We start from the raw sequence: 23,516 nt of genomic DNA, 5'->3' as shown, positions 1-23,516 counted from the left end.
AATATGGCAGGTTTGATGAAACAAAAATCATTCTTGTGTCGGATAATTTCTGACTAAATTACTCTGTCAAGAACACGCGAATGTTAGGTATTGTACAAGTAGCACTCAAGCGCCCTTATACATTTATTGTAATGGCGATCTTGATCATGATTGTCGGTATTTTGTCGGCATTGCGCATGCCGACAGATATTTTCCCTGAGATCCGTATCCCGGTTATTGCTGTTGCCTGGCAATATACTGGCATGTCGCCAGACCAGGTTACGGGCCGCATCATGACCCCATTCCAGCGTTCGCTGACAACAACAGTCAATGATATTGAACATATTGAGGCCAATTCCTATACCGGCTTTGGTATCGTCAAGATTTTCTTCCAGCCTGGTGTGAACGTGGCGACGGCCAATGCCCAGGTGACGGCTATTTCACAAACCACGCTCAGGCAGCTGCCTCTTGGCACGCAACCTCCTCTGATCATTAATTACAATGCCTCTACAGTCCCCATCCTCCAACTGGCATTGGCAGGCAAAGGCTTGACTGAACAGAACCTGGCCGATCTCGGCATGAATGCAGTGAGAACCCGGCTGGTGTCAGTCCCCGGTGCGGCGATTCCCTATCCCTTTGGCGGCAAAACACGCCAGGTGCAGCTTGATCTCGATCCCGACGCCATGCAGGCACGAGGGCTGTCTGGCCAGGATGTGGCCAATGCGCTGGCTGCACAAAACCTGATTTTGCCGGTCGGCACGCAGAAGATCGGTAATTTTGAATACACGATACAACTGAACAATGCGCCCTCCGCATTGGAGGATCTGGGAAATTTGCCGATCAAGATTGTCAACGGCGCTACTATCTATATTCGTGATGTTGCACAGGTGCGCGACGGTAATCCGCCGCAAACCAACCTGGTACACGTTGATGGTGCGCGTTCGGTATTGATGTCTGTTTTGAAGAACGGTGCGACGTCCACATTGGCAATTGTTGCGGGCATCAAGGAAAAGCTGGAGGAAATAAAACCCACTTTGCCTGATGTGCTGGAAGTACGTCCCATTAATGATCAGTCCATCTTTGTCAGTGCCGCGATCAAGGGGGTAATCCTGGAGGGATGTATTGCAGCGGCGTTGACCAGTGTGATGATCCTGTTGTTCCTGGGGAGCTGGCGCTCTACCGTGATTATTGCGATTTCCATCCCATTGTCTATTCTTGGTGCAATTGCCGGATTGGCAATGATCGGTGAGACGCTCAATATCATGACCCTGGGAGGTTTGGCACTGGCTGTGGGCATATTGGTGGATGATGCGACGGTCACCATAGAAAATATCAATTGGCACCTGGAGCAGGGCAAGGAAGTGGAGCCTGCCATTCTTGATGGCGCCAGGCAGATCGTGACGCCTGCATTTGTATCACTGTTATGCATTTGTATCGTGTTTGTGCCCATGTTTTTCCTGGAGGGCGTGTCACGTTTCCTGTTTGTGCCCATGGCCGAGTCAGTCATGTTTGCCATGGTGAGTTCCTTCATCCTGTCGCGTACGTTGGTGCCTACGATGGCGAAGTATTTGCTCAAACCCCATGCGCCACATACGGATGCGCATGGCAATGCAGCAAACTTGCCACCATCCAGCAATCCGCTGATACGTTTCCAGCGTGGGTTCGAGGCCCGCTTTGAGCATTTCCGTGAAGGCTATCTCGGCATGCTTCAACTGGCCCTGGAGAATCGCAAGAAATTCGTTGTGGGTTTTATGGTCTTTGTTTTGTTGAGCTTTGCCCTGGTGCCGTTCCTTGGGCGCAATTTCTTCCCAGCAGTGGATGGCGGGCAGATACTGATGCATGTCAGGGTGCCGGTTGGCACGCGCCTGGAAGATACGGCTGCCAAATTTGCCAATATCCAGTCGGCAATCCGCAACATCATTCCAAGGGATGAAATTGAGACTTTGGTCGATAATATCGGCCTGCCGATCAGTTCCATCAACCTGACCTACAACAACACCGGTGTCATGGGGGTGCAAGATGGCGACATCCAGATTGCCCTGACTGAAGGCCACAAGCCGACAGCAGATTACGTCAAGCAGTTGAGAGAGCAATTGCCGCGTCAGTTCCCTGACACTACATTCTCGTTCCCGCCTGCCGATATTGTGAGCCAGATATTGAATTTCGGCTCGCCGGCGCCGATTGATCTGCAGATTCGTGGCAATAACCTGGAGGCCAATTTTGACTATGCGAACCGTCTGGTCGCCGCAATGCGCAAGGTTCCCGGTATTGCTGATGTGCGCATACAGCAGTCGCGCCGCAATCCCGTCATTAATGTGGATATTGACCGTTCCCGTGCACAGGAGGTGGGTTTGAATACACGGGATGTCACCAATAACATGGTGGTTACCCTGGCAGGCAGCAGCCAGGTAGCGCCCACATTCTGGTTGAATCCTGCTAACGGTGTCTCTTATCCTATCGTGCTGCAGACGCCCCAATATCGTATGGACAGTATTGCTGCCCTCGAGAATTTGCCCATTAATGGCAGTGGGGCAGACATCTCTCCGCAGATACTGGGAGGACTTGCCACATTTACACGCAGTAACTCCAATGCATTGGTCAGCCAGTACGATATCCAGCCTATGGTACAAATCAATGCCACTACCCAGGGACGTGACCTGGGAGCGGTTGCCAAGGATATCCGCCATATCCTGGATGAAGCTGCTGCCGATGTTCCCAAGGGGTCAACAGTGACATTGCTGGGGCAAGTGAAAACCATGGAGAGCGCATTCTCCGGCTTGTTGTTCGGCCTGGTGGGCGCCATCGTACTGATCTACCTATTGATTGTGGTCAACTTCCAGTCATGGAGTGATGCTTTTGTGATTGTTAGCGCCTTGCCTGCTGCGATTGCCGGTATTGTGTGGATGTTGTTTGCCAGCTTTACGCCATTGTCAGTACCAGCATTGACGGGAGCCATCATGTGCATGGGGGTGGCAACTGCCAATAGTGTGCTGGTGATCAGCTTTGCCCGGGAGAGGTTGCTGGAGCTGGGGAATGCCACCGAGGCTGCCATAGAAGCCGGGTTTGTGCGTTTCCGTCCCGTATTGATGACGGCATTGGCAATGATGATAGGAATGGCGCCTATGGCGTTAGGCCTGGGTGAGGGCGGTGAGCAAAATGCCCCATTGGGCCGTGCCGTGATTGGCGGTTTGCTGTTTGCAACGATTACTACCCTGGTTTTTGTTCCAGTGGTGTTCAGTATGGTGCACAACAAGCAGCGCAAAAGTAATGCAACGAATACTACAATTGGAGAAGTAAATGTCATCTGATCGTTCAGCGCCACGTCGTACCCTGCGTAGAGGCGGTCTGGTACTAGTGATTATTGCCGCAGTGATTGTGGCCTATGGTCTGACCACGCGCGCCAAGGAAGGCCGGGAACTGAAGGAATGGACGGATGAACAGGCCGTGCCAACCGTCACGCTGGTATCTCCCACTACCGATACCAGTACGGGCACCCTGGAACTGCCAGCCCGTCTGGAGGCCTTTGCTCGTGCGCCCATTTATGCCCGTGCCAGCGGCTACCTCAAGAGCTGGAAAGTGGATATTGGCACCCAGGTAAAAACCGGCCAGGAGCTGGGCGAGATTGAAACTCCAGACCTTGATCAACAATTGCTGCAAGCCAAGGCTGATGTAGCCAGCGCCAAGGTCAATGCCGAGTTGGCGGGAACAACGGCCAAGCGCTGGCAGTCCATGCTTAATACTGATTCTGTCTCACGCCAGGAAGTGGATGAGCGCATGGGTGACCATGCTGCCAAGCAGGCTATTTTGCAGGCAGCGCAGGCCAATCTGGACCGTATCCAGGCAACCAAGGGTTTCACCAGGCTGGTGGCCCCATTTGATGGTGTGGTGACTGCTCGTTCCACCGATATCGGTGCCCTGATCAATGTGGGCAGTGCCGCCGGCCTGCCCCTGTTTGTGGTGTCCGATATCCGCAAGTTACGCCTGTATGTGAGTGTGCCGCAGAATTATGCTTCAAGTATTGGCAAGGGGACTGTCGCCAAGGTTTCCATTCCTGGACAGCCTGGCAAGACCTACACGGCTACCCTGGTGGCATCTTCTCAGTCAGTGGATATTTCCTCCGGTACCACCTTGTTCCAATTCCTGGTACCTAATCCTGACGGGGAGCTATTGCCTGGCGGTTTTGCCCGTGTCAGCCTGGATTTGCCCGCGAATACTCCCAGCCTGAGCATTCCTGCCAGTGCGCTTATTGTGCGTCAGGATGGTTTGCATGTGGCCATTGTGGGAGCCAACAACCAGGTGAGCCTCAAGGAGGTCGTCATTGCTCGTGATCTGGGCAAGACCATACAGCTGAGTTCTGGCATCAATGCTGATGACAAGCTGGTGGATAGTCCTCCAGATGACATCAGCGATGGCCTGATTGTGCGGGTTGCAGATGCGGAAACCAAGTCGGAGGCCGGCAGGCCATGATGGACAGCAAGCAGATAGCCAGCCTGGGCTTGGTGGCCTTGCTTGGTGCATGCTCGTTTGCACCGGAGCTGAGGATCCCCGAGGTGCCAGTAGCCGAAGCCTACAAGGAAATGCAACCATGGGTTCAGGCCCAGCCTGCAGACCAATTGCCGCGTGGCAAGTGGTGGTCGCTGTATGGTGATGACCAGCTCAATACCCTGCAGGAGAAGCTGATTGCCAATAATCCCAATCTGGCTGCGGCGCTGGCCCATTATCAACAGGCCCAGGCATACAGTGATCAGTCGCGCTCTGCTCTGTTCCCCTCTCTTTCTGCCAATGGCTCTGCCGGACGTAATCGGGTGTCTGAAAACAGGCCCCTGGTTCCGCCTAATGCCAGTATTGCCCCGACTTACCCTGCTTACAGCATAGGTTTGCAGGCGAGTTATGAGTTGGACTTGTGGGGCCGTGTACGTAATACAGTCAAGGCGGGTGACGCGGAGGCTGCTGCTGCACAGGCAGATCTTGAATCTGCCCGCTTGAGCCTGCAGGCCCAGCTCGCAGACAATTTCATTGTGTTGCGCGGGTTGGACCAGCAGTTGAAGATTCTGCAGGAAACTGTGGATGCCAATGCCAAGGCCCTATCACTGACCACTACCCGGCATGATGCCGGCATAGTGCCAGGGTTTGATGTCAGCCGGGCACAAACACAGCTTGATACCACCAGGTCCCAGCTTGAGCAGGTCAAGGCTCAGCGCGCGGTTGTTGAGCATGCCATTGCAGCATTGGTGGGTGAATCGCCTTCACAATTCAATATTGCTTCCGAGCAGGATGTCATTGCCTTGCCGCAGATTCCCTTGGGTGTGCCATCGACCTTGCTGCAACGCAGGCCGGATATTGCCTCGGCCCAGCGGCGCGTGGAAGCTGCAAATGCCAGCGTAGGTGTTGCCAAAACAGCATTTTTCCCGGCGCTGAGCTTGAGCGCAGCCTTTGGCTATCAAAGCGTTTCTACGGGAAATTGGTTGAATGCACCAAGCAATTTCTGGTCTATCGGGCCTTCCATGGTGTTTCAGCTGTTTGATGCAGGGCGCCGCAAGGCACAGGTTGTCCAGGCACAAGCCGTGCTGGATGAGGCAGGTGCACGCTATCGTGGCGTGGTGTTGGGCGCTTTTCAGCAGGTGGAAGATAACCTGGCCCGATTGAATCACTACCAGGCTGCGGCGGAAGCGGAAAAGTCCGCAGCAGATGCTGCACAGAAATCGCTGGATTTCGCGATGAACCGCTATCGTGAAGGTGCTGCCAACTACTTGGAAGTGACCACGGCGCAAACCCAGGCGTTGCAGACCCAACGCACATTGCTAGACCTCAATGTCAGCCAGTTGCGTGCCAGCATAGACCTGGTGCGTGCCTTGGGCGGCGGCTGGCAGGATCAGCCAGCAATGAACCAAGGAAAAAATACCGATAGCGGGTCCGCTAGTTAAAGAGACAATCAGACTAGGCGCTGCTTGTCCTGTATGGTGTGATCTAGTCCCCAGCGCGTGAGGTAGTTGCTGGGTGACTCGCCCATCAAGCGGGAAAACATGCTGGTGAATCCGGCCGTGCTGCCATAGCCTAGGGCGATTGAGATATTGGTGATACTGTGCCCCTCTATCAGCATTTCTACCGCCCGTATGAGACATAACTGCTGGCGCCAGGCAGAAAACGTCATGCCGGTTTCTTTCTGGAATAACCTGGCCAGGGTGCGCGGGCTGGCTCCTGCAATATAAGCCCAGTCTTCTATGTTTCTTTCATCGCCTGGGTTGGTGTGCAAGGCTAATGTGACTTTTCGCAAACGCTGGTCTTTTCCTTCAGGCAGAAAAAGCGGTGCTTCCTTGGCCATGCTGATCTGGTCTATCAATACCCGCATCAAACGGAATTCATAACCATCCAGCGAGTAATCCCAGTCGATCTCCACTGCCTGCAATACCAGCTCGCGCAATAGCGGACTGAGTTTGATCACGCAACATTTCTTCGGTAAAGGTTCCAGCAGTTCGGGACTGATCAATACCGTTTTCATTTCAGCCGCCTGAATATAGGTGACGCTATGTCTGGCGGCACCGGGTATCCAGCAGGCACGGCCTGGCGGAGTGATCCATGAGCCATCCTCGGTTTCAACGCGCATGCTGCCCTTAGTCACGAACATGAGCTGGCCGCGATTGTGGGCGTGGGTTTCCACCACCCAGCCTTTGGAGTAGAAGCCTACACGGCCGACTACCGGCTGGGCCGAGAGGTCGGGGTCAGGGCCGCAGCCCATGAGGTCGGTAAATACTGGGTGACTGTGTTGATTTGGCATACAGCGCGGCCCAACTAATTGGTTGGCGACGGTGGATAACAATTAGCTGTGTTGGCAGCTGCCTGTTCCGCCCAGCTCAGGGCCTGTTTCAATGCTGTGCTGCTGGCAGCATCCAGTGCTGTCACGCCGCCTTTTACATCGGCAGAGGGCGCATCGCTGCTGGCTTCTATCAATGTAGAAGCCAGCACACTGCGGTTTTTGCGGTCAATCAGGGCGCTTTGGATTTGCACTACCCCTTTATTGCTGCTGGGGCTGTCAAACACCTGGTCAAATGCCACAAGCTGTAATTTCACGCTGCATTGTTGCTGGGGTAATGTGCCATTTCCCAGTTTTTGCCGTACGAGGTCCAGCGGCAGTGTCGACCAGCGGCTTTCTGCAAAGCCGTAAATCTGCGTAGGGTTCCTGTAGTTGAGGCGATACCGTATTTTGTTGTTCTGGATGGCATCGCTTGCACTGAGGCTGTCTATAGGCAGCTTTGGCTCGATCCGGGATTGCGCTGATGCCAAGCCAAAGTCATAAAAATCCAGGGCCTTGGCATCAGGTTTGATTGAACCTACGCAGCCGCCAAGCAGGCTGCTTGCCAGAATGGTAGTGATGATGAGAAAAAGTTTTTGCATTGGATACCTCATGGAGCAGGTTTGAAGCCGGATTCGCCAGGGCCGGGGCGTATTTCCGGTTTGCCGAAAATCAGGCTTTGCGGGTTTTCTTCCAGCATGTCCAGCAGGCGGCTGAAGCGGCGGGCATCATCGTTTGCAGTCATGGTGAGCTCGTTAATTCGCGGCAGGGTCTCATTGTTGAGCGTATCGCCGATCAGGCCGGTGCTGTTGCGGATATCCGCTGTCATGCTGCGCACATCCTGTACCGTGGCAGTGAGTTCTGACAGCAAGGGAGTGGCAGCGTTGGTGGCATTCTGCAGGTTGTCCAGGGTTTGGGTCAGTTGCTGCTGGTTTTGTTCAGACATGAATTTGCTTGCCTTGCTGAATGCATCATTGGCTGAATTCAGCGTCGGGGACAGCTTGGCTGAAGCCTGTTCCAGGTTGATCAGGGTATTGTTGAGGCGGTCCACGTCAATTTTGTGCATGACCTCATTGGCGTGCGCTATCGTATCAGCCCCGTTGTTGATAAAGGCTTCTACCTTATCCGCCAGTTGCGGAATGCGTTCCGAAATGCGGTCAATCAGTGATGGACGCATGGTGATCAGCGAACCGGGCGACAATTGCTCGCCGCTGCCGTCATTGTCATTGAGGTCGATATAAGCCAGTCCTGTCACGCCCTGGGAGCGCAATTCAGCGTAAGTGTCCTTGGTCAGGTGCAGCTTGCCATCGACGCGTATCGTGATTTCGATGGAGGATTGCGAGTCGGGATCCAGTGCAATCTTGGTGACCTTGCCTACATTGACGCCCCGGAATTTGACGGATGCCTCCTCGCTCAGGCCGGTAACCGGTTGCCTGGAGATGATTTTGTATTCAATCAGTGATTGCCGTGTTCCACTGAGCCACCAGAAAGCAAAGACAAGGATGGCGAGTAGCACGAGGGTGACAATGCCAACAATAATGGCGTGAGCACGATTTTCCATAAATTATTCCGTTCTTTCCAATCGGACACGAACGCCCTGGAAAAAGTTTTGCACAAAGGGATGGTCTACGTTGCCAAGTTCACGCAAGGTACAGTTGGCAACAATGCGTTTATCTGCGAGCACGGCTACCTTGTCAGTCAGCGAGACTAATGTATCAAGGTCATGTGTGACAAAAATCACGGTCAGGCCCAAGGCATGCTTGATGTCCTTGATCAATTCAACAAACTTCTCACTGCGATCAGGATCCAGTCCCGCAGTTGGCTCATCCAGCAGCAGGAGCTCGGGCTCAAGTGCCAGCGCGCGCGCCAGCGCGACACGCTTGATCATCCCGCCTGACAGCTGGGAGGGCAGGCGTGAGCTGGTGTCAGCCTCCATTTCTACCAGGGAGAGCTTATGCAGCACCAACCGACGTATGGTTGCTTCGTTGAACTGCTTGAGCTCTCGCAGCGGAAAGGCTATGTTGTCAAACACGCTAAGGGCCGAGAATAGCGCTCCTTGCTGGAAAAGCATTCCCAGGCGATTCATCAGGCGCTGCTGGGCTACCCGGTCCATCTCATGCAGGTTCTTGCCAAATAGCAGCACCTCGCCCTTGCTGGGGCGGGTCAAGCCAACAATATGCCTGAGCAGCGTGGTTTTCCCGCTGCCGGAACCGCCTACCAGCGAGACTATTTCGCCTGCATTGATGGTGAGGTCCAGGTCCTGGTGCACGACGTTGCTGCCGAATACTGTCCATACCTTGCGTATCTCACAGATGGGCTGCGTCGCCATGCTATACCCCTATGCCACTGGTGAGGATGGCGAAGCCTGCATCAATCAGTATGACACAGGTGATGGCTGTTACGACCGAGCTGGTGGTGCTGCGGCTCAGGCTTTCAGTATTGGGCTTGATGCGCAAGCCAAAATGACAGGCAACCAGTGCGACAATAAAGCCGAACATGAGGCCCTTGATCAGGCTGAGTGTCAGGTTGACAGGCTGCACTACCGTGGCGAGGTAGTCGAAAAAGAAGCGAAAGCCCAGGCCTAGCTCCATATTGGCAGATAAGGCCCCGCCAAACAGGGCCCACAATGAGGTCCATATCACCAGCATGGGTGCAATGAAAGTAAGTCCTAACACCTTTGGCAGGACTACGCGCAATATGCGTGAAATGCCCATAGTGGCAAGCGCATCAATTTCCTCGGTGACCCGCATGACGCCTATTTGTGCCGTCATGGCCGAGCCTGACCTGCCTGCGACCAGGACTGCCATCAGAATGGGGCCAAGCTCGCGAATGATGGCCAAGCCGAGGATGTTCACAATGAAGATGTCTGCACCAAACGCGCGTAACTGTGTCGCCATCAGGTAGCTCATGGCCACGCCTATCATGAAGCCGAGCAGGGCTGTGACTGGAAGTGCCGTGATGCCGCTTTTGTAGATGTTGGCACTGAATTCACGCCAGGGAAAATCCTGCGGACGCCTTAACAGGTATCCCAGCTCCAAGACTAACAGGCCAAGCAGGCGGATGAAATCCGAGACATGACTGCTGACAAACATGGACAAGGTGCCCCATTTGGCAATCAGGCTTAGCAAGTCGTGTCGGGGGGCTTGGGGTTGTGGCTGGCTATCTATTTCCCCCAGCGTGTCAAATATGGCGGTTTGCTGCTCGGTGAGGGTTATCTTGTCATCTATCTTGCCTTGCCAGCCGGACCAGAGAACGGCTGCGCCAGCAGTATCAAGTTGCTCGACCTGGGTTAGGTCCCATTGGGCGAATGGATCTGAAAAAAAAGGCTGCAGTGATTTCTTCAGCCCGGCGAAATCGTTTTCCTGCGCGCGCAATGACCATTGGCCATGCAGCAAGACTTTTTGCCTGCCCTGGGCATTCTGGTCAACCTGAAAACTTGCTGCAGCCATTAGCGTCCTTTACTGGGATCAGATGCCACCATTTGGTGAGCTTGAATCTTGCACGGATTATTGGAGTCGTGCGTGGCAGAAGAATGCAAACGGGGCAGTCCTTATTCTTCTGCGGCCTTACGGGTTTATAGCAGAGCTTAAATCTTGCCGTCCAGACCCATCTGGAAATATTTGTGCACGATCTTTTCCTGGTTTTCCAGCAGCCAGTCTATATCAGGCTCGTTACACATGGCTTTGTGGATCGCCTTGGCAGTGGCTTCTCTATGGATGTCAAAGAGGATTTTATGATCGAGGTTGTCCTGCTCTACCACGATGGGGTTGAGCCAGACCGAAACGATAATGCCGAGATCGTTGGCCTTATCTTTGGGGATGTCACCATTGCGTACAGCATCCAGTACGCCATTGGCAATCGCTGCCTGTACCGTACCCATAAGGATGTTGGTATAGCGTTCATTCTTGACGGTCACTTTGCTCACCATGATAGTGGCAGGACGCACCATGATATCCGTATTCAGGATGGCCAGGACGCGCGAGTGTCCTTTGACTTGGTCGCCGAGCAGGGTGCCGAATGCCGTCCCCATTGGCCCGTCCATTTCTCCGATAATGACTTCAGGCTCTGCTGCCGTGCCAGGGGGGCCGCCTGCTACAAGGGCTTCGCCTACGCGCATGAAAATTTTGTCACTCATCAGTGGGTATCTCCTTCGGAATGGTTAGGGAAATTGAAACAAGAAATTGAAACTAAATGGAGGCCAGGCCAAATGCCAAGCTCTTTATCTTTTAACTTAAATTGCCTGTAAATGCAAAATTACAGAACGCATCAGGTGAATGACAACAGGTGCAGGATATAATTTCCTCACTTTCCAATTTCATAAGGCCAATCTCATGAAAAGTTATCGTAAAGAACTCTGGTTTAATGCACCTGCGCGCATGGCTTTTATCAATATCACACACGAAGTGGAAGCATGTCTGCGTGAAAGTGGGGTGCGGGAGGGGTTGGTCCTCGTGAACGCAATGCATATTACTGCCAGTGTATTTATCAATGATGACGAGTCCGGCCTGCATCACGACTACAAGGAATGGCTCGAGCGATTGGCACCACATGAGCCGGTTCGCAGCTATCGTCACAATGACACTGGTGAAGATAATGCTGATGCGCATATGAAGCGACAGGTGATGGGGCGGGAAGTGGTAGTCGCGATTACCGATGGCCAGCTGGACTTCGGCCCTTGGGAACAGATTTTTTATGGCGAGTTCGATGGTCGCCGTAACAAGCGTGTGTTGGTCAAGGTGATAGGCGAATAATTCAATGTGCAAACGAGTCCTGTTGGTCTTTGCACATCCCGCCTTTGAAAGCTCTCGCGTCAACCGGGCGTTGCTGAACACCGCAGCTGCTTGTGAGCATGTGCATGTGCATGACCTCTATGCGCATTATCCGGAGCAGATGATAGACACCAAGCATGAACAGGCCTTGGTGGATCAGCATGATATCGTGGTATTTCAGCATCCCATGTTCTGGTATTCCTGTCCGGCCCTGCTCAAGAACTGGCTGGACAGTGTCTTGAGCTACGGCTGGGCTTTTGGCGATAACGCGGGCAAGCTGCAAGGGAAGTCCTGGGTGCATGCAATTTCCACTGGCGGTTCCGATAGCGTCTACCAGCGGCGTGGCTATAATCAATTTTCACTGGCTGAGTTCCTGCGTCCTTTTGAGCAGACTGCCAGGCTTTGTGCCATGCAATACCTGCAGCCTTTCCTTACCCAGGCTGTAGATACGCTTAGCGATGAATACCTGCAAGAGAAAGCGCAGGAGTATGCCGGCTGGCTGCAGAAGCTGACAAACGGTGAGTTGCCGCCGGAAGTAGACAGCCTGCAATCCGAGCAGGCTGAATACCTTGCTCCCCAGATTGAAAAGGGGATTGCTTGATGGCGGATCCGCATATCCCAACACTCCTGCTGGAAAGTGCAATGTATCTGGGTGCCGCCGTGCTGGCTGTGCCTGTTTTCAGGCGCATAGGCCTTGGGTCTGTCCTGGGCTACTTGTTTGCTGGCATTATCATCGGCCCTTGGGTGTTGGGGTTGGTGGCGGATACGGAAACCGTCATGCATTTTTCCGAGTTCGGCGTGGTCATGATGCTGTTCCTGATCGGCCTAGAGATCGAGCCGGACAAACTTCTGGAGTTGCGCCTGCCAATTTTTGGCATGGGCGGGCTGCAGGTGATTGCCACCGGCGGCGTTGTGTTTGGCCTTGGTATCGCTTTCGACCTGGATTGGCGTTTGGCCCTGGTGGCAGGCATGGGCGTGGCGATGTCCTCCACTGCGATTGCCATGCAGATACTGGCGGAGCAAGGCGCACTTAACCGCCCAGCCGGGCGTTCGGCATTTTCCGTGCTGCTTTTCCAGGATTTGGCGGTGATCCCACTAATGGTGCTGTTGCTGGTGATTGCGCCAGGCACCCATGTTTCCCATGGTGTACATATGGATTGGCTTGCCATCCTCAAAGCGGTATCGCTGATTGTGCTGCTGGTGCTGGGAGGCAAGTACCTGCTGCGGCCGGTACTACGCTATATCGCCAACACGGGGCTGCGCGAGATTTTTATTGCATTTGCCTTGTTCTTGATTATCGGTGTTTCCATTCTCATGACCCTGGTGGGTTTATCCATGGCATTGGGGGCGTTCATTGCCGGGGTCATGCTGGCCGATTCCGAATACCGGCAGGAGCTGGAGCTGGATATAGAGCCATTCAAGGGCTTGCTGTTGGGCTTGTTCTTTATCTCTATTGGCATGTCGGTCAATCTTGACATGGTGATGCAGCAGCCATTCTTCATCCTTGGGCTGGCAGCAGGCCTTGTGGCATTCAAGCTGCTGCTGTTATTTGGCTTGGCTAAGGGGTTCAGGCTGCAGAACGCTGACAGCATGATGTTTGCGCTGACGCTTTCCCAGGTGGGCGAGTTCGCTTTTGTCATCTTCAGCGCTGCCGTGGATGCCGGAGTGATCAGTGATGAAAGCAGCGCCCTGCTCAACTCGGTGGTGGCTTTGTCCATGGTTACTACACCATTGCTGCTACTTGCTTTCAATGTGGCATATCGCAAACGCCTTAACCGTAGGCGTAAGCATGCCAAGCATGATGAGTTTGACGAAGAGCGCCCTGTGATTGTGGCTGGCTTTGGCAGAGTTGGCCAAATCATCACCCGTCTCCTGACGGGAGTGGGTGTGGTGCCTACCGTGATCGAGCATGATCCTAATCAGATTGAACTCATGCGCAGCTTCGGCTATCGCCCCCACTATGGTGATATCACTCGTCCCGATGTCTTGCGTGCTGCGGGAATTGCGCGCGCCAAGCTGTTGATCCTGGCGATTGATAATGCGCAGGATGCCCTGGAAACTGCGCGTTATGTGCGCGAGCATTATCCTGAGGTCAAAATATTGGCGAGGGCGCGCAACCGGACTTATGTCTTCGACTATATGGATATAGGAATAGATTGCGTGCGAGAGACCTTTCTGGGCGCTGTGCACTTGGGGGAAAAGGCCTTGCGCGAAATGGGGCATAGCCCTTTCCAGGCGTACACTGCAGCCTGGAGATTCCGGCAGCATGACGAGAAAATGATGCACGACATCCATCCCATTCATACCGATATGCAACAGGTGGTTTCTTATAGCGTAAGAACCAGGCAGGATCTTGCCCGTACTCTTGAGCAGGAAATGAACAGCGAAATTTCAGGCCACAACAACCAGGCCTGGGAGGGGGATTTCAAGCAGCCCTGATACGGGCTGCTTACAGATCATTAGCTCTGGATATAGCTTTCCAGCTGCTTGATCAGGAATTCCTGGTAAGCGATGGTTTCCTTGACCAGGTCACCAATCGACAATAGCCCCACCAGTTTGCCGTTTTCCAGGACTGGCAGGTGCCGTATGCGCTTGCCTGACATCAAGTTCATACAGTAATCCACGGTGTCTTCAGGGCTGACTGTAGTGAGTTGTACAGACATGATGTCTTGTACCGTAGTGGTTTTGGAGGTTTTACCCTTGATCACCACTTCGCGTGCATAATCGCGCTCGGAGAAAATGCCGACAATTTCATCACGTTTCATGACAACCAGTGCTCCTATATGGTGCTCAGCCATTACCAATAATGCATCGTAAACCAGGCTTTCTGGGGCTACTGAGTAAATCGTGCTGCCCTTGGTTTCCAGGACTTGTTGTACGGTTTTCATAATTCCCTCCTCCGTAGTTTTTATTGGCGTAAGGGCAATATACACCTTAATGGAGGAGGGTTAAATATTGGCCTGCTATGGCAATGTCGGCTTTCTAATCTTTGTTTGCAATGTATTCCTTGGTTGATAAACCATGCTCCTATCTGATCAGGTAGCCGAGGAAAATATGTATTTGCATCATATATACAATTTCTTATTGACATAATTAGCTGGCTAATTATAATTGGACTAATTATGTTGCAGCTACGTGATCTCCCTGATAAATCAGTGCTCGACAAGTTCTCCGGACGGTATCCCGAGGCTGACGTGAGCGCTGTTTCTGTATTTCTGCATCTGCTGCGGGTGGCTACTGATTTGTCTGCAGCGCTGGATAATTGCCTGAGTCGGCACGGTTTGCTGCAGGGTCGCTGGTGGGTGCTGATTCTACTCATGCGAGAAAAAAACGGCATTTCTACTCCCTCCGCCTTGGCCGACAGGGCTGGCGTAAGCCGCGCCACTATGACAGGGCTGATTGATGGACTGGAGCGAAACGGCTTGATTGCCCGCCTGTTTGATACTGATGACAGGCGGCGGGTGTCGATCCAGCTTACGGCGGCTGGCCAAGCCAAGCTGGATGAAGTGATGCCGGATTACTATACGCGTTTGAGGTTGTGCATGGAAAGTGTCACCGAGGCAGAGCGCGATGCATTAAGCGGGATATTGCTCAAGCTGGATGCTGGAATTTCCACATTTACCGCTGCTGCAGGCGAGGGCGTTGATATCCATGCCGCCTATCGAAGTGATGATCAGTCATCAGCAAGTTTTAGCAGTACTTAACCAAGAGAAGGGATTAATCATGAGATTCAATAAAACAATTATCGTCGTTATTTTGCTCGTGTTGCTGGGTGTGGCAGGGGCTGCAGTTTATAAATGCACAGCCAAACCTAGTGCAGAAGAGGTGAATGCCACTGTTGCCGAATTGAATGCCGCCTGGGATGAAGCATTTGCCCAAGCTTCCGCCGGCACTATCAGTTCTTATTACGATGAGCATGGCAGCCTGTTGCCAGCGGGCGGTGAACAAGTGACTGGCAACAATGCGATTGCCGATTTCTGGTCTGGCCTCTTTGCCAAGGGTTTTACAGAGCACAAGATCGAAATCGTGGAAGCTGGCCTGGTAGGTAACACCATTTATCAACGCGCCAAGTGGAGCGCGGTGCTGAAGAGTCCGGAAGCCGATGGCGAGCGCAAGGAATTCAGCGGTAACTTGCACCTGCTTTACAAGCGTCAGCCTGACGGCAGCTGGAAAATATTAACCCATACCTGGAATTAACTTTCCCGCTTTTGTATTTACTTTGATTGAAAGGAAAATTTATGACCATAGCCGACTTCAAGACCACAGCCCTCAGCCTGAATCAAGCCTGGGATGCGGCTTTCAACGCCAAGGATCACGAACTGGTTGCGTCTTTTTATGATGCTGCCGCAAGCGTACTGCCTGCAGGGGCTGCACAAGTGACCGGCAAACCGGCCTTGGTGACTTTCTGGCAAAACTCCATTGCCCAGGGCATTATCGACCACAAGCTCGAGTTGATTGAAGCTGGAGTGGATGGCGGCCTGGCATTTCAGCGCGGTTTGTGGAGCGCAGCAGTGGTTGATGCAGAAGGGCAGCGCCAGAACTTTAACGGCAATGTGCACTTGCTCTACCGCCAGCAGGCCGACGGCAGCTGGAAGCTGCTGACCCATATCTGGAATTAAATTCATAAAAACCGGGATCATTGGTATGAAAGCTGGGAGCTCAACCACAATACGCGCATTTGCCGCCTTGCTGCTGCTGGCGGTGTTGTGGGGATATAACTGGGTGGTCATGAAGCATGCGCTCGACTATGCCGGAGCTTTCCAGTTTGGCGCCATGCGTACCTTTTATGGAGCCGTATGCCTGTTTGCCTTGCTGCTATTGCTGCGCAAGCCTTTGCGTCCACGAGAAATTCCCAGCCTGATCGCGCTGGGGATATTGCAGACCTGTGGTTTTACCGGTTTGATCATCTGGGCGCTGGTGGAAGGCGGTGCCGGCAAGACGGCCGTGTTGACCTATACCATGCCGTTCTGGGTCATGGTGCTGGCGTGGCCCCTGCTGGGCGAGAGGATTCGTGGTATACAGTGGCTGGCGGCGTTGTTTTCAGTGACGGGACTGCTGTTTATCCTGGACCCGCTGCATCTGGGGGCCGACCTTTTCAGCATGATGCTGGCAATTCTCGGTGGCGTATTCTGGGCCATTTCCGTGATTGTCGCCAAGCGCTTGCATCAACGTGTTCCGGACATAGACCTTATGTCACTCACTGCCTGGCAAATGCTGTTTGGTTCCTTGCCGTTGGTGGTAGTGGCCTTTCTGGTGCCTGCCCCGCCCATCCAGTGGACAGCGAATTTCATAGGTGCAGTACTGTTCAATGCTGTGTTATGCAATGCACTGGCCTGGCTGCTCTGGCTTTATGCCTTGCAACATCTGCCAGCTGGCATTGCCAGCATGACCTCCTTGCTTGCACCTGTGATAGGTGTCTTGGCGGCCTGGTGGCAACTGGGTGAAAATCCGAGCCAGGGTGAAGTGATTGGCATGCTGTTGATAGGCGTGGCGCTTCTCATCATTTCCATCCAGAGCATGCGAAGCAAAGCGCCTGTGGATCCTGCCATGGGGCAGGACTGATGTGCGCTACCCATCAAGAAGCGCTGAGCATAATCCGCTCTTTAACCTGAGGCCTTTTGTTGGGGCTGTGAAGTGGCTCTCCGTATTTTCGGCATGTCCTCTATGGTAAAATCCGCAAGGTTTTTTGCACAATTCGCAATCAAAGGATTTTACAAATGGCAGGGCACTCAAAATGGGCCAATATCCAGCATCGCAAAGGTCGTCAGGATGCTAAACGTGGCAAGATATTCACCAAGCTGATCAAGGAAATCACCGTCTCGGCCCGTCTGGCAGGCGGTGACATCAACTTTAATCCGCGTTTGCGCGCTGCAGTGGCTGAAGCCAAGGAGCAGAACATGCCTGCGGATAACATCACGCGTGCCATCAAGCGCGGTACTGGTGAACTGGAAGGCGTGAGCTACGAAGAGATTCGGTATGAAGGCTACGGTATCGGCGGGGCTGCTATCATTATTGATTGTCTCACGGACAACAAGCAGCGCGCGGTGGCAGATGTGCGTCATGCGCTGAGCAAGAATGGCGGCAACCTCGGCACTGATGGTTCGGTGTCATTCATGTTTAAACACTGTGGCGTATTGGTGTTCGAACCGGGCACCAGCGAAGACCAGGTCATGGAAGCAGCGCTTGATGCGGGCGCGGAAGATGTTGTCACGGATGAGGATGGCAGCGTGGAAGTCATCGCGGCCCCTGCCGACTTCACAGCCGTCAAGGAAGCGCTGGAGGCTGCTGGCCTGAAAGCCGTGCTGGCTGAAGTCACCATGAGGGCTGAAAATGAAACCGTATTTACCGGTGACGATGCTGCCAAGATGCAAAAACTGCTGGATGCGCTGGAAGACTTGGATGACGTGCAGGAAGTCTATACTAACGCCGTGATCGAGGAGTAATGACCGTTCGCATCCTCGGCATCGATCCCGGCCTGCGGCTCACGGGTTTCGGCGTGATCGAGAAAACGGGTGAAAAAATCGCCTATGTGGCGAGCGGCACCATCAAGACCACCACCGGCAAGGGCAGCGAGATCGAGGACTTGCCGACACGGCTCAAGACCATTCTGGATGGATTGGCGGAAGTGATTGCGACCTACCAGCCCCAGCAATCGGCCATTGAAAAAGTATTTGTCAACGTCAATCCGCAATCCACCCTGCTTTTGGGCCAGGCACGCGGGGCCGCAATCAGCGCCCTGGTGCTGAATAATCTGTCGGTTGCCGAGTATACGGCGTTACAAGTCAAGCAGTCAGTGGTGGGCAACGGGCATGCGGCCAAGGATCAGGTGCAGGAAATGGTCAAGCGCCTGCTTAACCTGCCCGGCCTGCCCAGGCCGGATTCGGCAGATGCATTGGCCTGCGCGATTTGCCATGCGCACGGCGGGCAGGGGCTTGGTAAATTGGCAACGGCAGGGTTCAGGGTAAAGGGTGGCAGGTTGATATGATTGCAAGATTGAGCGGTATCCTCATAGAAAAAACACCGCCGCAAGTAGTGGTAGATTGCAATGGGGTTGGCTACGAATGCGAAGTGCCCATGAGCACTTTTTATAATTTGCCAGCTACGGGCGAGAAGGTTGTTCTACTCACCCAATTCATTGTGCGAGAAGACGCACAGCTCCTTTACGGTTTCGGCAGCGAGCAGGAGCGGGCCACTTTCCGACAACTATTGAAGGTAAATGGCATCGGTGCGAAGTCAGCGCTAGCTATCCTGAGTGGCCTGTCGATAGACGACCTGGTACAGGCTGTTGCTTTACAGGAGCCTGGTTTGCTGACCAAAGTGCCGGGCATCGGCAAGAAAACTGCAGAGCGTCTCCTGTTAGAGCTCAAGGACAAGTTCTCCATCGATGGCGGCACTGTATCGGCAACAGGTGGTCAGGCTAAGTCAGCAAGCGGGGATGTGCTCAATGCCTTGCTGGCCCTGGGCTACAACGAGCGCGAAGCCCTGGCTGCGGTCAAGCAGCTTCCTGCGGATGTTGCGGTTGCCGAAGGTATCAAGCTTTCCCTCAAGTCGCTCTCTAAAACATAAATTAAAGTATCTCAATTTTCTGACGTCATGCCGTTCAATGCCCCGGAATTTTGCTATTCATGCCAGGCAGGATTAGGATGACGACTTGCAGAGCAAGGGCGAGCGTAGCGAAGCCAAGTTGCTGTTGACTTTAGGGTCCCCGTCTGGCTGCGCCGAGTAGCGCAGCTTTTAATGGAAAAGGGCTGGCATCTGTCTGCGCGATAGCGAGTTCAGCCAGTCCCCATTAAAAGCGAGCAACGCAGGTTGCCCGGAGCTTTGCTCCGGGACGCAGACAACCGGGTCGCCTTTCTTTTGGTTACTTTGCTTTGGCGACACAAATCAAAGTGACTCGCCCGGCGGGGCGAAACCCATCCCCTCGCTAATCTCAGTATTGATTAAGACCAGAAAAATCGTTGAGTTTAAGGTGACAAAGAGTTTTCAGTCACAATGGCCTTGACCACTATTGCAAGCCATTGAACCGTTGCCTTTCGCTTGCCAGCGAGTCCATTTCTTTTGTCTCGCCAAAAGAAACAGGACCAAAGAAAAGGCGACCCAATTGCCCGCGATATCCCCTGCGCTGCTCACTTTCAGCGGGCCTTGAAGAACTCGCTGCAAGGCTTTATCCGCTGAAAGCTGTGCTGCTTGGCGCGGTCACATGGGAGAAAAGTCAAAAGCGGAAGCGACTTGGCTTTGCTACGCTCGCCCTTGCATAGTGAGTATGGTGATTCAGGAAAAAAATGCCTGGTGATTGAGCACCAGACATTGCAAGTCCAATCAAGCTGTAAGGCAGCTGTTAATGTCTATCAGGCTTTACTGTACCGATTCACCGGTTTTTCCAATCCTAGGTGCTCGCGCAGTGTGCTGCCTTGATATTGCGTGCGGAAAATGCCGCGCCGCTGTAGTTCCGGGACTACCAGTTCCGTAAAATCGCGTAGCCCTCCTGGCAGCCACGGTGCCATTACATTAAACCCATCAGCAGCACCTTGTTCGAACCACTCCTGAATCTTGTCGGCAACCGTATCTGGAGTACCGATTACGGTCAGGTGACCGCGCCCGCCGGCGATCCTGAGGTATAGCTGGCGTATGGTCAGGTTTTCCCCCTGGGCCAGCTCGATCAGCAATTTCTGCCGGCTTTGCTGGCCGTTGTCGGTCAGCGGCAGTTCCGGCAGCGGGCCATCTACTGGATAGGCGGAAAGGTCGAAGTTGCCTATCATGCGTCCCAGCAATGCCAGGCCGGACTCAGGGTCGACCAGTTCCTGCAGCTTGTTGAACTTGGCCTTGGCTTCGGCCTGCGTTCTGCCCACAATGCTGAATATGCCAGGCATGATCTTGAGGCTTTCCGGTTTTCTGCCATATCTGGCAAGGCGGCTTTTGAGATCACGATAAAAATCCTGTGCCGATGACAAAGTGGGGTGGGCAGTGAATACCACTTCCGCCGTTTCTGCGGCCAGCTCGCGCCCTGCCTCGGAACCGCCTGCCTGCACGATCACCGGCCGTCCCTGCGGGCTGCGCGCCACATTGAGCGGCCCGGCGACATTGAAGTGCTTGCCGTGGTGGTCAAGCGCATGCAGCTTGCTGCGGTCAAACCAGATGCCTTTTTCCTTGTCGTTGAGAAAGGCGCCTTCTTCCCAGCTATCCCACAAACCGGTCACCACATCATAAAATTCCCGTGCCCTGGCATAGCGCTCGGCATGGGAAACATGCTGCGGCAGGCCGAAATTGGCCGACTCGGAGGCATTGTCCGATGTCACCAGGTTCCAGCCGCTGCGACCTCGCGAAATCTGGTCGAGAGACGCAAATTTACGTGCGATATGATAAGGCTCGTTATAGGTGGTGGTCGCCGTGCCGATCAGGCCGATGCGCTTGGTCACCGCCGCCAGCGCGCTGAGCAATGTCAGCGGCTCCAGCCCCGCAGGGCCGGCAGCTGCGGTGAGCGCATCGGCAAAAAACACGGCGTCGAAATTTGCCACTTCGGCCAATTGCGCCGCTTCCTTATAGACGGCAAACGGGTCGTCATCCAGCACATTGTCCGGGTAGCACCATCCTGCGACATGGTGACCATTGCGGATGAGAAACGCGCCCAGGCTGAGTTGACGGGGTTGGCTCATGATTAGAAATCCTTCCTCACTTGAACGCCAAAGTAGCGTGCATCGTCGCGAGGGACGTAGCGGTTGACGAAGGTAGTGTGACTCACCAGGTTGCTGGCATATGAGCGATCAAGCAAGTTGCGGCCGACCAGGGCGAAGCGCCAGCCATCCTGGGTGGAGAGCGCCACGCTGGCATTCCAGATGCCGTAGGCTTCCTGAATAGTGTCCTTGGTCTGGGTCAGGCTGTATTGCTGTTTGCTTTGCCATGTATAGTCGGTACCAAGATCGATCACGTAACCGGCATTGAGCGGAATGGCATAGTTTGCGCGTACTACGGATTTAAACTCCGGTGAGAAGGGCAGCGGTTTGCCGTCGACAGCGCAAGATGCGGCGGCATTGGCCGGGCAATTGAACTCATCAATACGTGCATTGACGTAGGCAAGTGACCCAGCCAGGGTTAGCCTGGAAGTAGGCTTGGCTGTTGCATCAAATTCTATGCCACGGGTAGAGACGCCGCCCGCGTTCACCAGTCGTGTCACAACAGTGCCGCTGACCATGTCAAAGAAATTGGCCTGGTAATTTTTGTACTTGGTGTAAAAGGCCGCCACGTTGAGGATCAGGCGGTTGTCAAAATAAGCGGATTTAAGTCCGAACTCGAAGGAGTTGGAAGTTTCAGGATCTAGCGGCAATGTATCGCCATTTGCCTGATTCATATTGAAAAATACATTGTAAGCAGGGCCCTTGTAACCACGCGAGTAAGTGAAGTAAGTGGTGAGATCCTTGCTCAGGTCATACTGGAGACCAAGGCGTCCGGAATAGGCGTTTTCGCTGGTGCTATCCTTGCGCAAGGGTTGACTGATTTGTACCCCTGAGCCAATGACAGGCGAGTTACGGACATGGTCAAAGGAAAGTTTGTCATGCGTATAGCGCAAGCCGGCGATGCCGCGGAATTCAGGCGTGAAATTCAGGGTACTTTCGCCAAACAACGCTACGCTGTCGCTTTCTATACCATAATCGGCTCGTCCTATGAAATTAGTACCATCGTTAGCAGTGCCGCTACGCTGATAAGTCTCGTCAGTCTTGCCTTTGAGATAGTAGATACCCGCGACATATTCCAGAAATTGTTCCTTGGGCGATGCGATGCGGACTTCCTGCGAGAACTGCTTGGAGTCTACGGTGCCGCGATCGCGTGTTGCCGGATATGCTGCGGTGATCCGCAATGGGTCATAGTTGTTGCCAATCGGGGATGTTGAGGTGTTCTGTGTGTTATCCCAGGTCCGGAAAGCCGTGATCGATGTCAGTGTGTAGTCATTGAAGCGCCAGTCGATCTGTGCAGAGATACCCTGGTTTGTATCGGTGACTTCGCTCTTGCCATCGGTGTAGACTTTGCGGTTGCCCTTGCTAGCGCTAACAGGACTGATGGCCTGGTTGAAAGCTGCATTGCTGGAACTATAAGGTACGCCGGTTGCACCGGGCACGCTATTGGTGCCATGGGTATAGTCGGCGATCAGGGTGATGTCGAGGTCTTCAGTCGGGGTCAGCAGGAACTTGGCACGTGCGCCTTCCCTTTCATAACCATTGAGATGGCCGCCGAGCACGTTTTTCACATTGCCGTCATAGTCGGCCCAGAGGGCATTGATGGAGGCATGGAGCAGGTCGGGCACCAGTGTGCCGGAAAGGCCAAGGCGGATACGTTTTTCTCCGCCTTCGTAGTAGGAAGTATCGACATAGGCGTGAGGATCGGCACTGGGTTCACGAGTGACAACATTGATCACGCCAGCAGAAGCATTTTTACCAAACAAGGTGCCTTGCGGGCCGCGTAATACTTCAATTCGTTCCACATCCAGCAGGTCCAGTGTGGCTTGGCCCGGACGGGCGTAGACGACACCGTCAATCACGGTGGAGACGGTAGGTTCGATACCGGGTGAAGTGGAAATGGTGCCAACGCCGCGGATCAGGATGGAGGAGTCCTTGTTGCCGCCTTGCTGGCGGAAAGTCAGGCTGGGGACTTCGTTGGCAATCGTCTGGATGCTGTTGAGGTTGGATTGCTCAAGTTTGCGGCCGTCCAGCACGGATACCGCGACAGGAACCGACTGCAGGCTGGCTTCACGGCGGGTGGCGGTGACAGTGATGGTGCCAAGCGCAGGCTGGGCTTCCTGCTCGGCGGTGGCTGGCGTGTTTTCAGTTTGGGCTTCAGCATCGCCTTCGGCAGCGAGTGCGGCAGACATGCCACCGGAAAGCAGTGCGGATGCCAGTGCCAAGCTAATGCCCCGGCGCCGGAACTGTTGTAGATGAGTGTGGTTTGGTTTCATGAAAATTCCCCTAATCTAGTTATAAATATTGATG

22 protein-coding genes are annotated in these 23,516 nt (G+C 53.8%); 13 read left to right on the top strand and 9 right to left on the bottom strand.

What is annotated here, in order from left to right:
• The first annotated feature begins 80 nt into the window (after nt 1–80).
• Genes LG200_RS11870 through LG200_RS11860 form a run of 3 tightly spaced genes read left to right on the top strand, consistent with a single transcriptional unit; the run spans nt 81 to nt 5,903 of the window.
• The gene (locus LG200_RS11870) at nt 81–3,287 is read left to right on the top strand and encodes an efflux RND transporter permease subunit (protein WP_226757836.1); all 3,207 of its coding nucleotides are present in this window, start codon (nt 81–83) and stop codon (nt 3,285–3,287) included.
• Nucleotides 3,277–4,446 carry an efflux RND transporter periplasmic adaptor subunit gene (locus LG200_RS11865; RefSeq protein ID WP_226757835.1) on the top strand — a complete coding sequence of 390 codons (1,170 nt, stop codon included), beginning with the start codon at nt 3,277–3,279 and terminating at the stop codon, nt 4,444–4,446. Before LG200_RS11870 ends, LG200_RS11865 begins: the two co-directional genes overlap by 11 nt.
• Nucleotides 4,443–5,903 (top strand): efflux transporter outer membrane subunit, encoded by a 1,461-nt coding sequence (locus tag LG200_RS11860; RefSeq protein ID WP_226757834.1) that lies wholly within the window; start codon nt 4,443–4,445, stop codon nt 5,901–5,903. The genes LG200_RS11865 and LG200_RS11860 overlap by 4 nt, the downstream gene beginning before the upstream one ends.
• 8 nt (nt 5,904–5,911) lie before the next feature.
• Here LG200_RS11860 and LG200_RS11855 read toward each other — a convergent pair whose 3' ends face one another.
• The 6 genes from LG200_RS11855 to fae all read right to left on the bottom strand — a co-directional run bounded on the left by LG200_RS11855 (nt 5,912) and on the right by fae (nt 10,904).
• Nucleotides 5,912–6,754 (bottom strand): AraC family transcriptional regulator, encoded by an 843-nt coding sequence (locus tag LG200_RS11855; protein WP_226757833.1) that lies wholly within the window; start codon nt 6,752–6,754, stop codon nt 5,912–5,914.
• A gap of 14 nt (nt 6,755–6,768) precedes the next feature.
• On the bottom strand, nt 6,769–7,371 hold the full coding sequence (locus LG200_RS11850; RefSeq protein WP_226757832.1) for an ABC-type transport auxiliary lipoprotein family protein: 603 nt from the start codon (nt 7,369–7,371) through the stop codon (nt 6,769–6,771).
• A gap of 8 nt (nt 7,372–7,379) precedes the next feature.
• The gene (locus LG200_RS11845) at nt 7,380–8,330 is read right to left on the bottom strand and encodes an MlaD family protein (protein WP_226757831.1); all 951 of its coding nucleotides are present in this window, start codon (nt 8,328–8,330) and stop codon (nt 7,380–7,382) included.
• A 3-nt stretch (nt 8,331–8,333) separates the two neighbouring features.
• Nucleotides 8,334–9,098: an ABC transporter ATP-binding protein gene (locus LG200_RS11840; protein ID WP_226757830.1), complete on the bottom strand. Its 765-nt coding sequence runs from the start codon at nt 9,096–9,098 to the stop codon at nt 8,334–8,336.
• 1 nt (nt 9,099) lies between these two features.
• Entirely contained in the window at nt 9,100–10,218 is a 1,119-nt protein-coding gene (locus tag LG200_RS11835) for an MlaE family ABC transporter permease (RefSeq protein WP_226757829.1), read from the bottom strand.
• Between the two features lie 137 nt (nt 10,219–10,355).
• Nucleotides 10,356–10,904, bottom strand: a complete 549-nt coding sequence (fae, locus tag LG200_RS11830; RefSeq protein ID WP_226757828.1) for a formaldehyde-activating enzyme — start codon at nt 10,902–10,904, stop codon at nt 10,356–10,358.
• 196 nt (nt 10,905–11,100) lie between these two features.
• Here fae and LG200_RS11825 point away from each other — a divergent pair, with 196 nt between their 5' ends.
• Genes LG200_RS11825 through LG200_RS11815 form a run of 3 tightly spaced genes read left to right on the top strand, consistent with a single transcriptional unit; the run spans nt 11,101 to nt 13,977 of the window.
• Nucleotides 11,101–11,520 (top strand): secondary thiamine-phosphate synthase enzyme YjbQ, encoded by a 420-nt coding sequence (locus LG200_RS11825; protein WP_226757827.1) that lies wholly within the window; start codon nt 11,101–11,103, stop codon nt 11,518–11,520.
• A 4-nt stretch (nt 11,521–11,524) separates the two neighbouring features.
• Entirely contained in the window at nt 11,525–12,139 is a 615-nt protein-coding gene (locus tag LG200_RS11820; protein WP_226757826.1) for an NAD(P)H-dependent oxidoreductase, read from the top strand.
• Nucleotides 12,139–13,977: a monovalent cation:proton antiporter-2 (CPA2) family protein gene (locus tag LG200_RS11815; RefSeq protein ID WP_226757825.1), complete on the top strand. Its 1,839-nt coding sequence runs from the start codon at nt 12,139–12,141 to the stop codon at nt 13,975–13,977. The genes LG200_RS11820 and LG200_RS11815 overlap by 1 nt, the downstream gene beginning before the upstream one ends.
• A 20-nt stretch (nt 13,978–13,997) precedes the next feature.
• Here LG200_RS11815 and LG200_RS11810 read toward each other — a convergent pair whose 3' ends face one another.
• On the bottom strand, nt 13,998–14,426 hold the full coding sequence (locus tag LG200_RS11810; protein ID WP_226757824.1) for a CBS domain-containing protein: 429 nt from the start codon (nt 14,424–14,426) through the stop codon (nt 13,998–14,000).
• 234 nt (nt 14,427–14,660) lie between these two features.
• On the opposite strand from LG200_RS11810, the gene LG200_RS11805 reads away from it, so the two are divergent.
• From LG200_RS11805 to ruvA, 7 genes are all read left to right on the top strand, one after another.
• On the top strand, nt 14,661–15,242 hold the full coding sequence (locus LG200_RS11805) for a MarR family winged helix-turn-helix transcriptional regulator (RefSeq protein ID WP_226757823.1): 582 nt from the start codon (nt 14,661–14,663) through the stop codon (nt 15,240–15,242).
• A 19-nt stretch (nt 15,243–15,261) separates the two neighbouring features.
• Nucleotides 15,262–15,735, top strand: coding sequence for a YybH family protein (locus tag LG200_RS11800; RefSeq protein WP_226757822.1), 474 nt, complete (start codon nt 15,262–15,264; stop codon nt 15,733–15,735).
• Nucleotides 15,736–15,776: 41 nt separating this feature from the next.
• Nucleotides 15,777–16,157, top strand: coding sequence for a YybH family protein (locus LG200_RS11795; RefSeq protein ID WP_226757821.1), 381 nt, complete (start codon nt 15,777–15,779; stop codon nt 16,155–16,157).
• A 25-nt stretch (nt 16,158–16,182) separates the two neighbouring features.
• Nucleotides 16,183–17,100, top strand: coding sequence for a DMT family transporter (locus LG200_RS11790; protein WP_226757820.1), 918 nt, complete (start codon nt 16,183–16,185; stop codon nt 17,098–17,100).
• Between the two features lie 155 nt (nt 17,101–17,255).
• The gene (locus tag LG200_RS11785; RefSeq protein WP_226757819.1) at nt 17,256–17,981 is read left to right on the top strand and encodes a YebC/PmpR family DNA-binding transcriptional regulator; all 726 of its coding nucleotides are present in this window, start codon (nt 17,256–17,258) and stop codon (nt 17,979–17,981) included.
• Entirely contained in the window at nt 17,981–18,523 is a 543-nt protein-coding gene (gene ruvC, locus LG200_RS11780) for a crossover junction endodeoxyribonuclease RuvC (RefSeq protein ID WP_226757818.1), read from the top strand. The genes LG200_RS11785 and ruvC overlap by 1 nt, the downstream gene beginning before the upstream one ends.
• Nucleotides 18,520–19,104 (top strand): Holliday junction branch migration protein RuvA, encoded by a 585-nt coding sequence (gene ruvA / locus LG200_RS11775; RefSeq protein WP_226757817.1) that lies wholly within the window; start codon nt 18,520–18,522, stop codon nt 19,102–19,104. Before ruvC ends, ruvA begins: the two co-directional genes overlap by 4 nt.
• 782 nt (nt 19,105–19,886) lie before the next feature.
• On the opposite strand, the gene LG200_RS11770 is transcribed toward ruvA, so the two are convergent.
• Together LG200_RS11770 and LG200_RS11765 are read right to left on the bottom strand one after the other, a co-directional pair.
• Nucleotides 19,887–21,191 (bottom strand): LLM class flavin-dependent oxidoreductase, encoded by a 1,305-nt coding sequence (locus LG200_RS11770; protein ID WP_226757816.1) that lies wholly within the window; start codon nt 21,189–21,191, stop codon nt 19,887–19,889.
• 2 nt (nt 21,192–21,193) lie between these two features.
• Nucleotides 21,194–23,482 (bottom strand): TonB-dependent receptor, encoded by a 2,289-nt coding sequence (locus tag LG200_RS11765; RefSeq protein ID WP_226757815.1) that lies wholly within the window; start codon nt 23,480–23,482, stop codon nt 21,194–21,196.
• Nucleotides 23,483–23,516 lie beyond the last annotated feature (34 nt).

It is taken from the genome of Methylobacillus caricis (assembly GCF_020532705.1).
In the GTDB taxonomy this organism is placed as follows: Bacteria; Pseudomonadota; Gammaproteobacteria; order Burkholderiales; family Methylophilaceae; genus Methylobacillus; species Methylobacillus caricis.
This window is presented reverse-complemented; position numbering and strand designations above follow the sequence as displayed.

Excerpts from the sequence above, each read along its gene's own strand:
- LG200_RS11870 (WP_226757836.1), top strand. The coding sequence starts at position 81 with ATGTTAGGTATTGTACAAGTAGCACTCAAGCGCCCTTATACATTTATT.
- LG200_RS11865 (WP_226757835.1), top strand. The coding sequence starts at position 3,277 with ATGTCATCTGATCGTTCAGCGCCACGTCGTACCCTGCGTAGAGGCGGT.
- LG200_RS11860 (WP_226757834.1), top strand. The coding sequence starts at position 4,443 with ATGATGGACAGCAAGCAGATAGCCAGCCTGGGCTTGGTGGCCTTGCTT.
- LG200_RS11855 (WP_226757833.1), bottom strand. The coding sequence starts at position 6,754 with ATGCCAAATCAACACAGTCACCCAGTATTTACCGACCTCATGGGCTGC.
- LG200_RS11850 (WP_226757832.1), bottom strand. The coding sequence starts at position 7,371 with ATGCAAAAACTTTTTCTCATCATCACTACCATTCTGGCAAGCAGCCTG.
- LG200_RS11845 (WP_226757831.1), bottom strand. The coding sequence starts at position 8,330 with ATGGAAAATCGTGCTCACGCCATTATTGTTGGCATTGTCACCCTCGTG.
- LG200_RS11840 (WP_226757830.1), bottom strand. The coding sequence starts at position 9,098 with ATGGCGACGCAGCCCATCTGTGAGATACGCAAGGTATGGACAGTATTC.
- LG200_RS11835 (WP_226757829.1), bottom strand. The coding sequence starts at position 10,218 with ATGGCTGCAGCAAGTTTTCAGGTTGACCAGAATGCCCAGGGCAGGCAA.
- fae (WP_226757828.1), bottom strand. The coding sequence starts at position 10,904 with ATGAGTGACAAAATTTTCATGCGCGTAGGCGAAGCCCTTGTAGCAGGC.
- LG200_RS11825 (WP_226757827.1), top strand. The coding sequence starts at position 11,101 with ATGAAAAGTTATCGTAAAGAACTCTGGTTTAATGCACCTGCGCGCATG.
- LG200_RS11820 (WP_226757826.1), top strand. The coding sequence starts at position 11,525 with ATGTGCAAACGAGTCCTGTTGGTCTTTGCACATCCCGCCTTTGAAAGC.
- LG200_RS11815 (WP_226757825.1), top strand. The coding sequence starts at position 12,139 with ATGGCGGATCCGCATATCCCAACACTCCTGCTGGAAAGTGCAATGTAT.
- LG200_RS11810 (WP_226757824.1), bottom strand. The coding sequence starts at position 14,426 with ATGAAAACCGTACAACAAGTCCTGGAAACCAAGGGCAGCACGATTTAC.
- LG200_RS11805 (WP_226757823.1), top strand. The coding sequence starts at position 14,661 with ATGTTGCAGCTACGTGATCTCCCTGATAAATCAGTGCTCGACAAGTTC.
- LG200_RS11800 (WP_226757822.1), top strand. The coding sequence starts at position 15,262 with ATGAGATTCAATAAAACAATTATCGTCGTTATTTTGCTCGTGTTGCTG.
- LG200_RS11795 (WP_226757821.1), top strand. The coding sequence starts at position 15,777 with ATGACCATAGCCGACTTCAAGACCACAGCCCTCAGCCTGAATCAAGCC.
- LG200_RS11790 (WP_226757820.1), top strand. The coding sequence starts at position 16,183 with ATGAAAGCTGGGAGCTCAACCACAATACGCGCATTTGCCGCCTTGCTG.
- LG200_RS11785 (WP_226757819.1), top strand. The coding sequence starts at position 17,256 with ATGGCAGGGCACTCAAAATGGGCCAATATCCAGCATCGCAAAGGTCGT.
- ruvC (WP_226757818.1), top strand. The coding sequence starts at position 17,981 with ATGACCGTTCGCATCCTCGGCATCGATCCCGGCCTGCGGCTCACGGGT.
- ruvA (WP_226757817.1), top strand. The coding sequence starts at position 18,520 with ATGATTGCAAGATTGAGCGGTATCCTCATAGAAAAAACACCGCCGCAA.
- LG200_RS11770 (WP_226757816.1), bottom strand. The coding sequence starts at position 21,191 with ATGAGCCAACCCCGTCAACTCAGCCTGGGCGCGTTTCTCATCCGCAAT.
- LG200_RS11765 (WP_226757815.1), bottom strand. The coding sequence starts at position 23,482 with ATGAAACCAAACCACACTCATCTACAACAGTTCCGGCGCCGGGGCATT.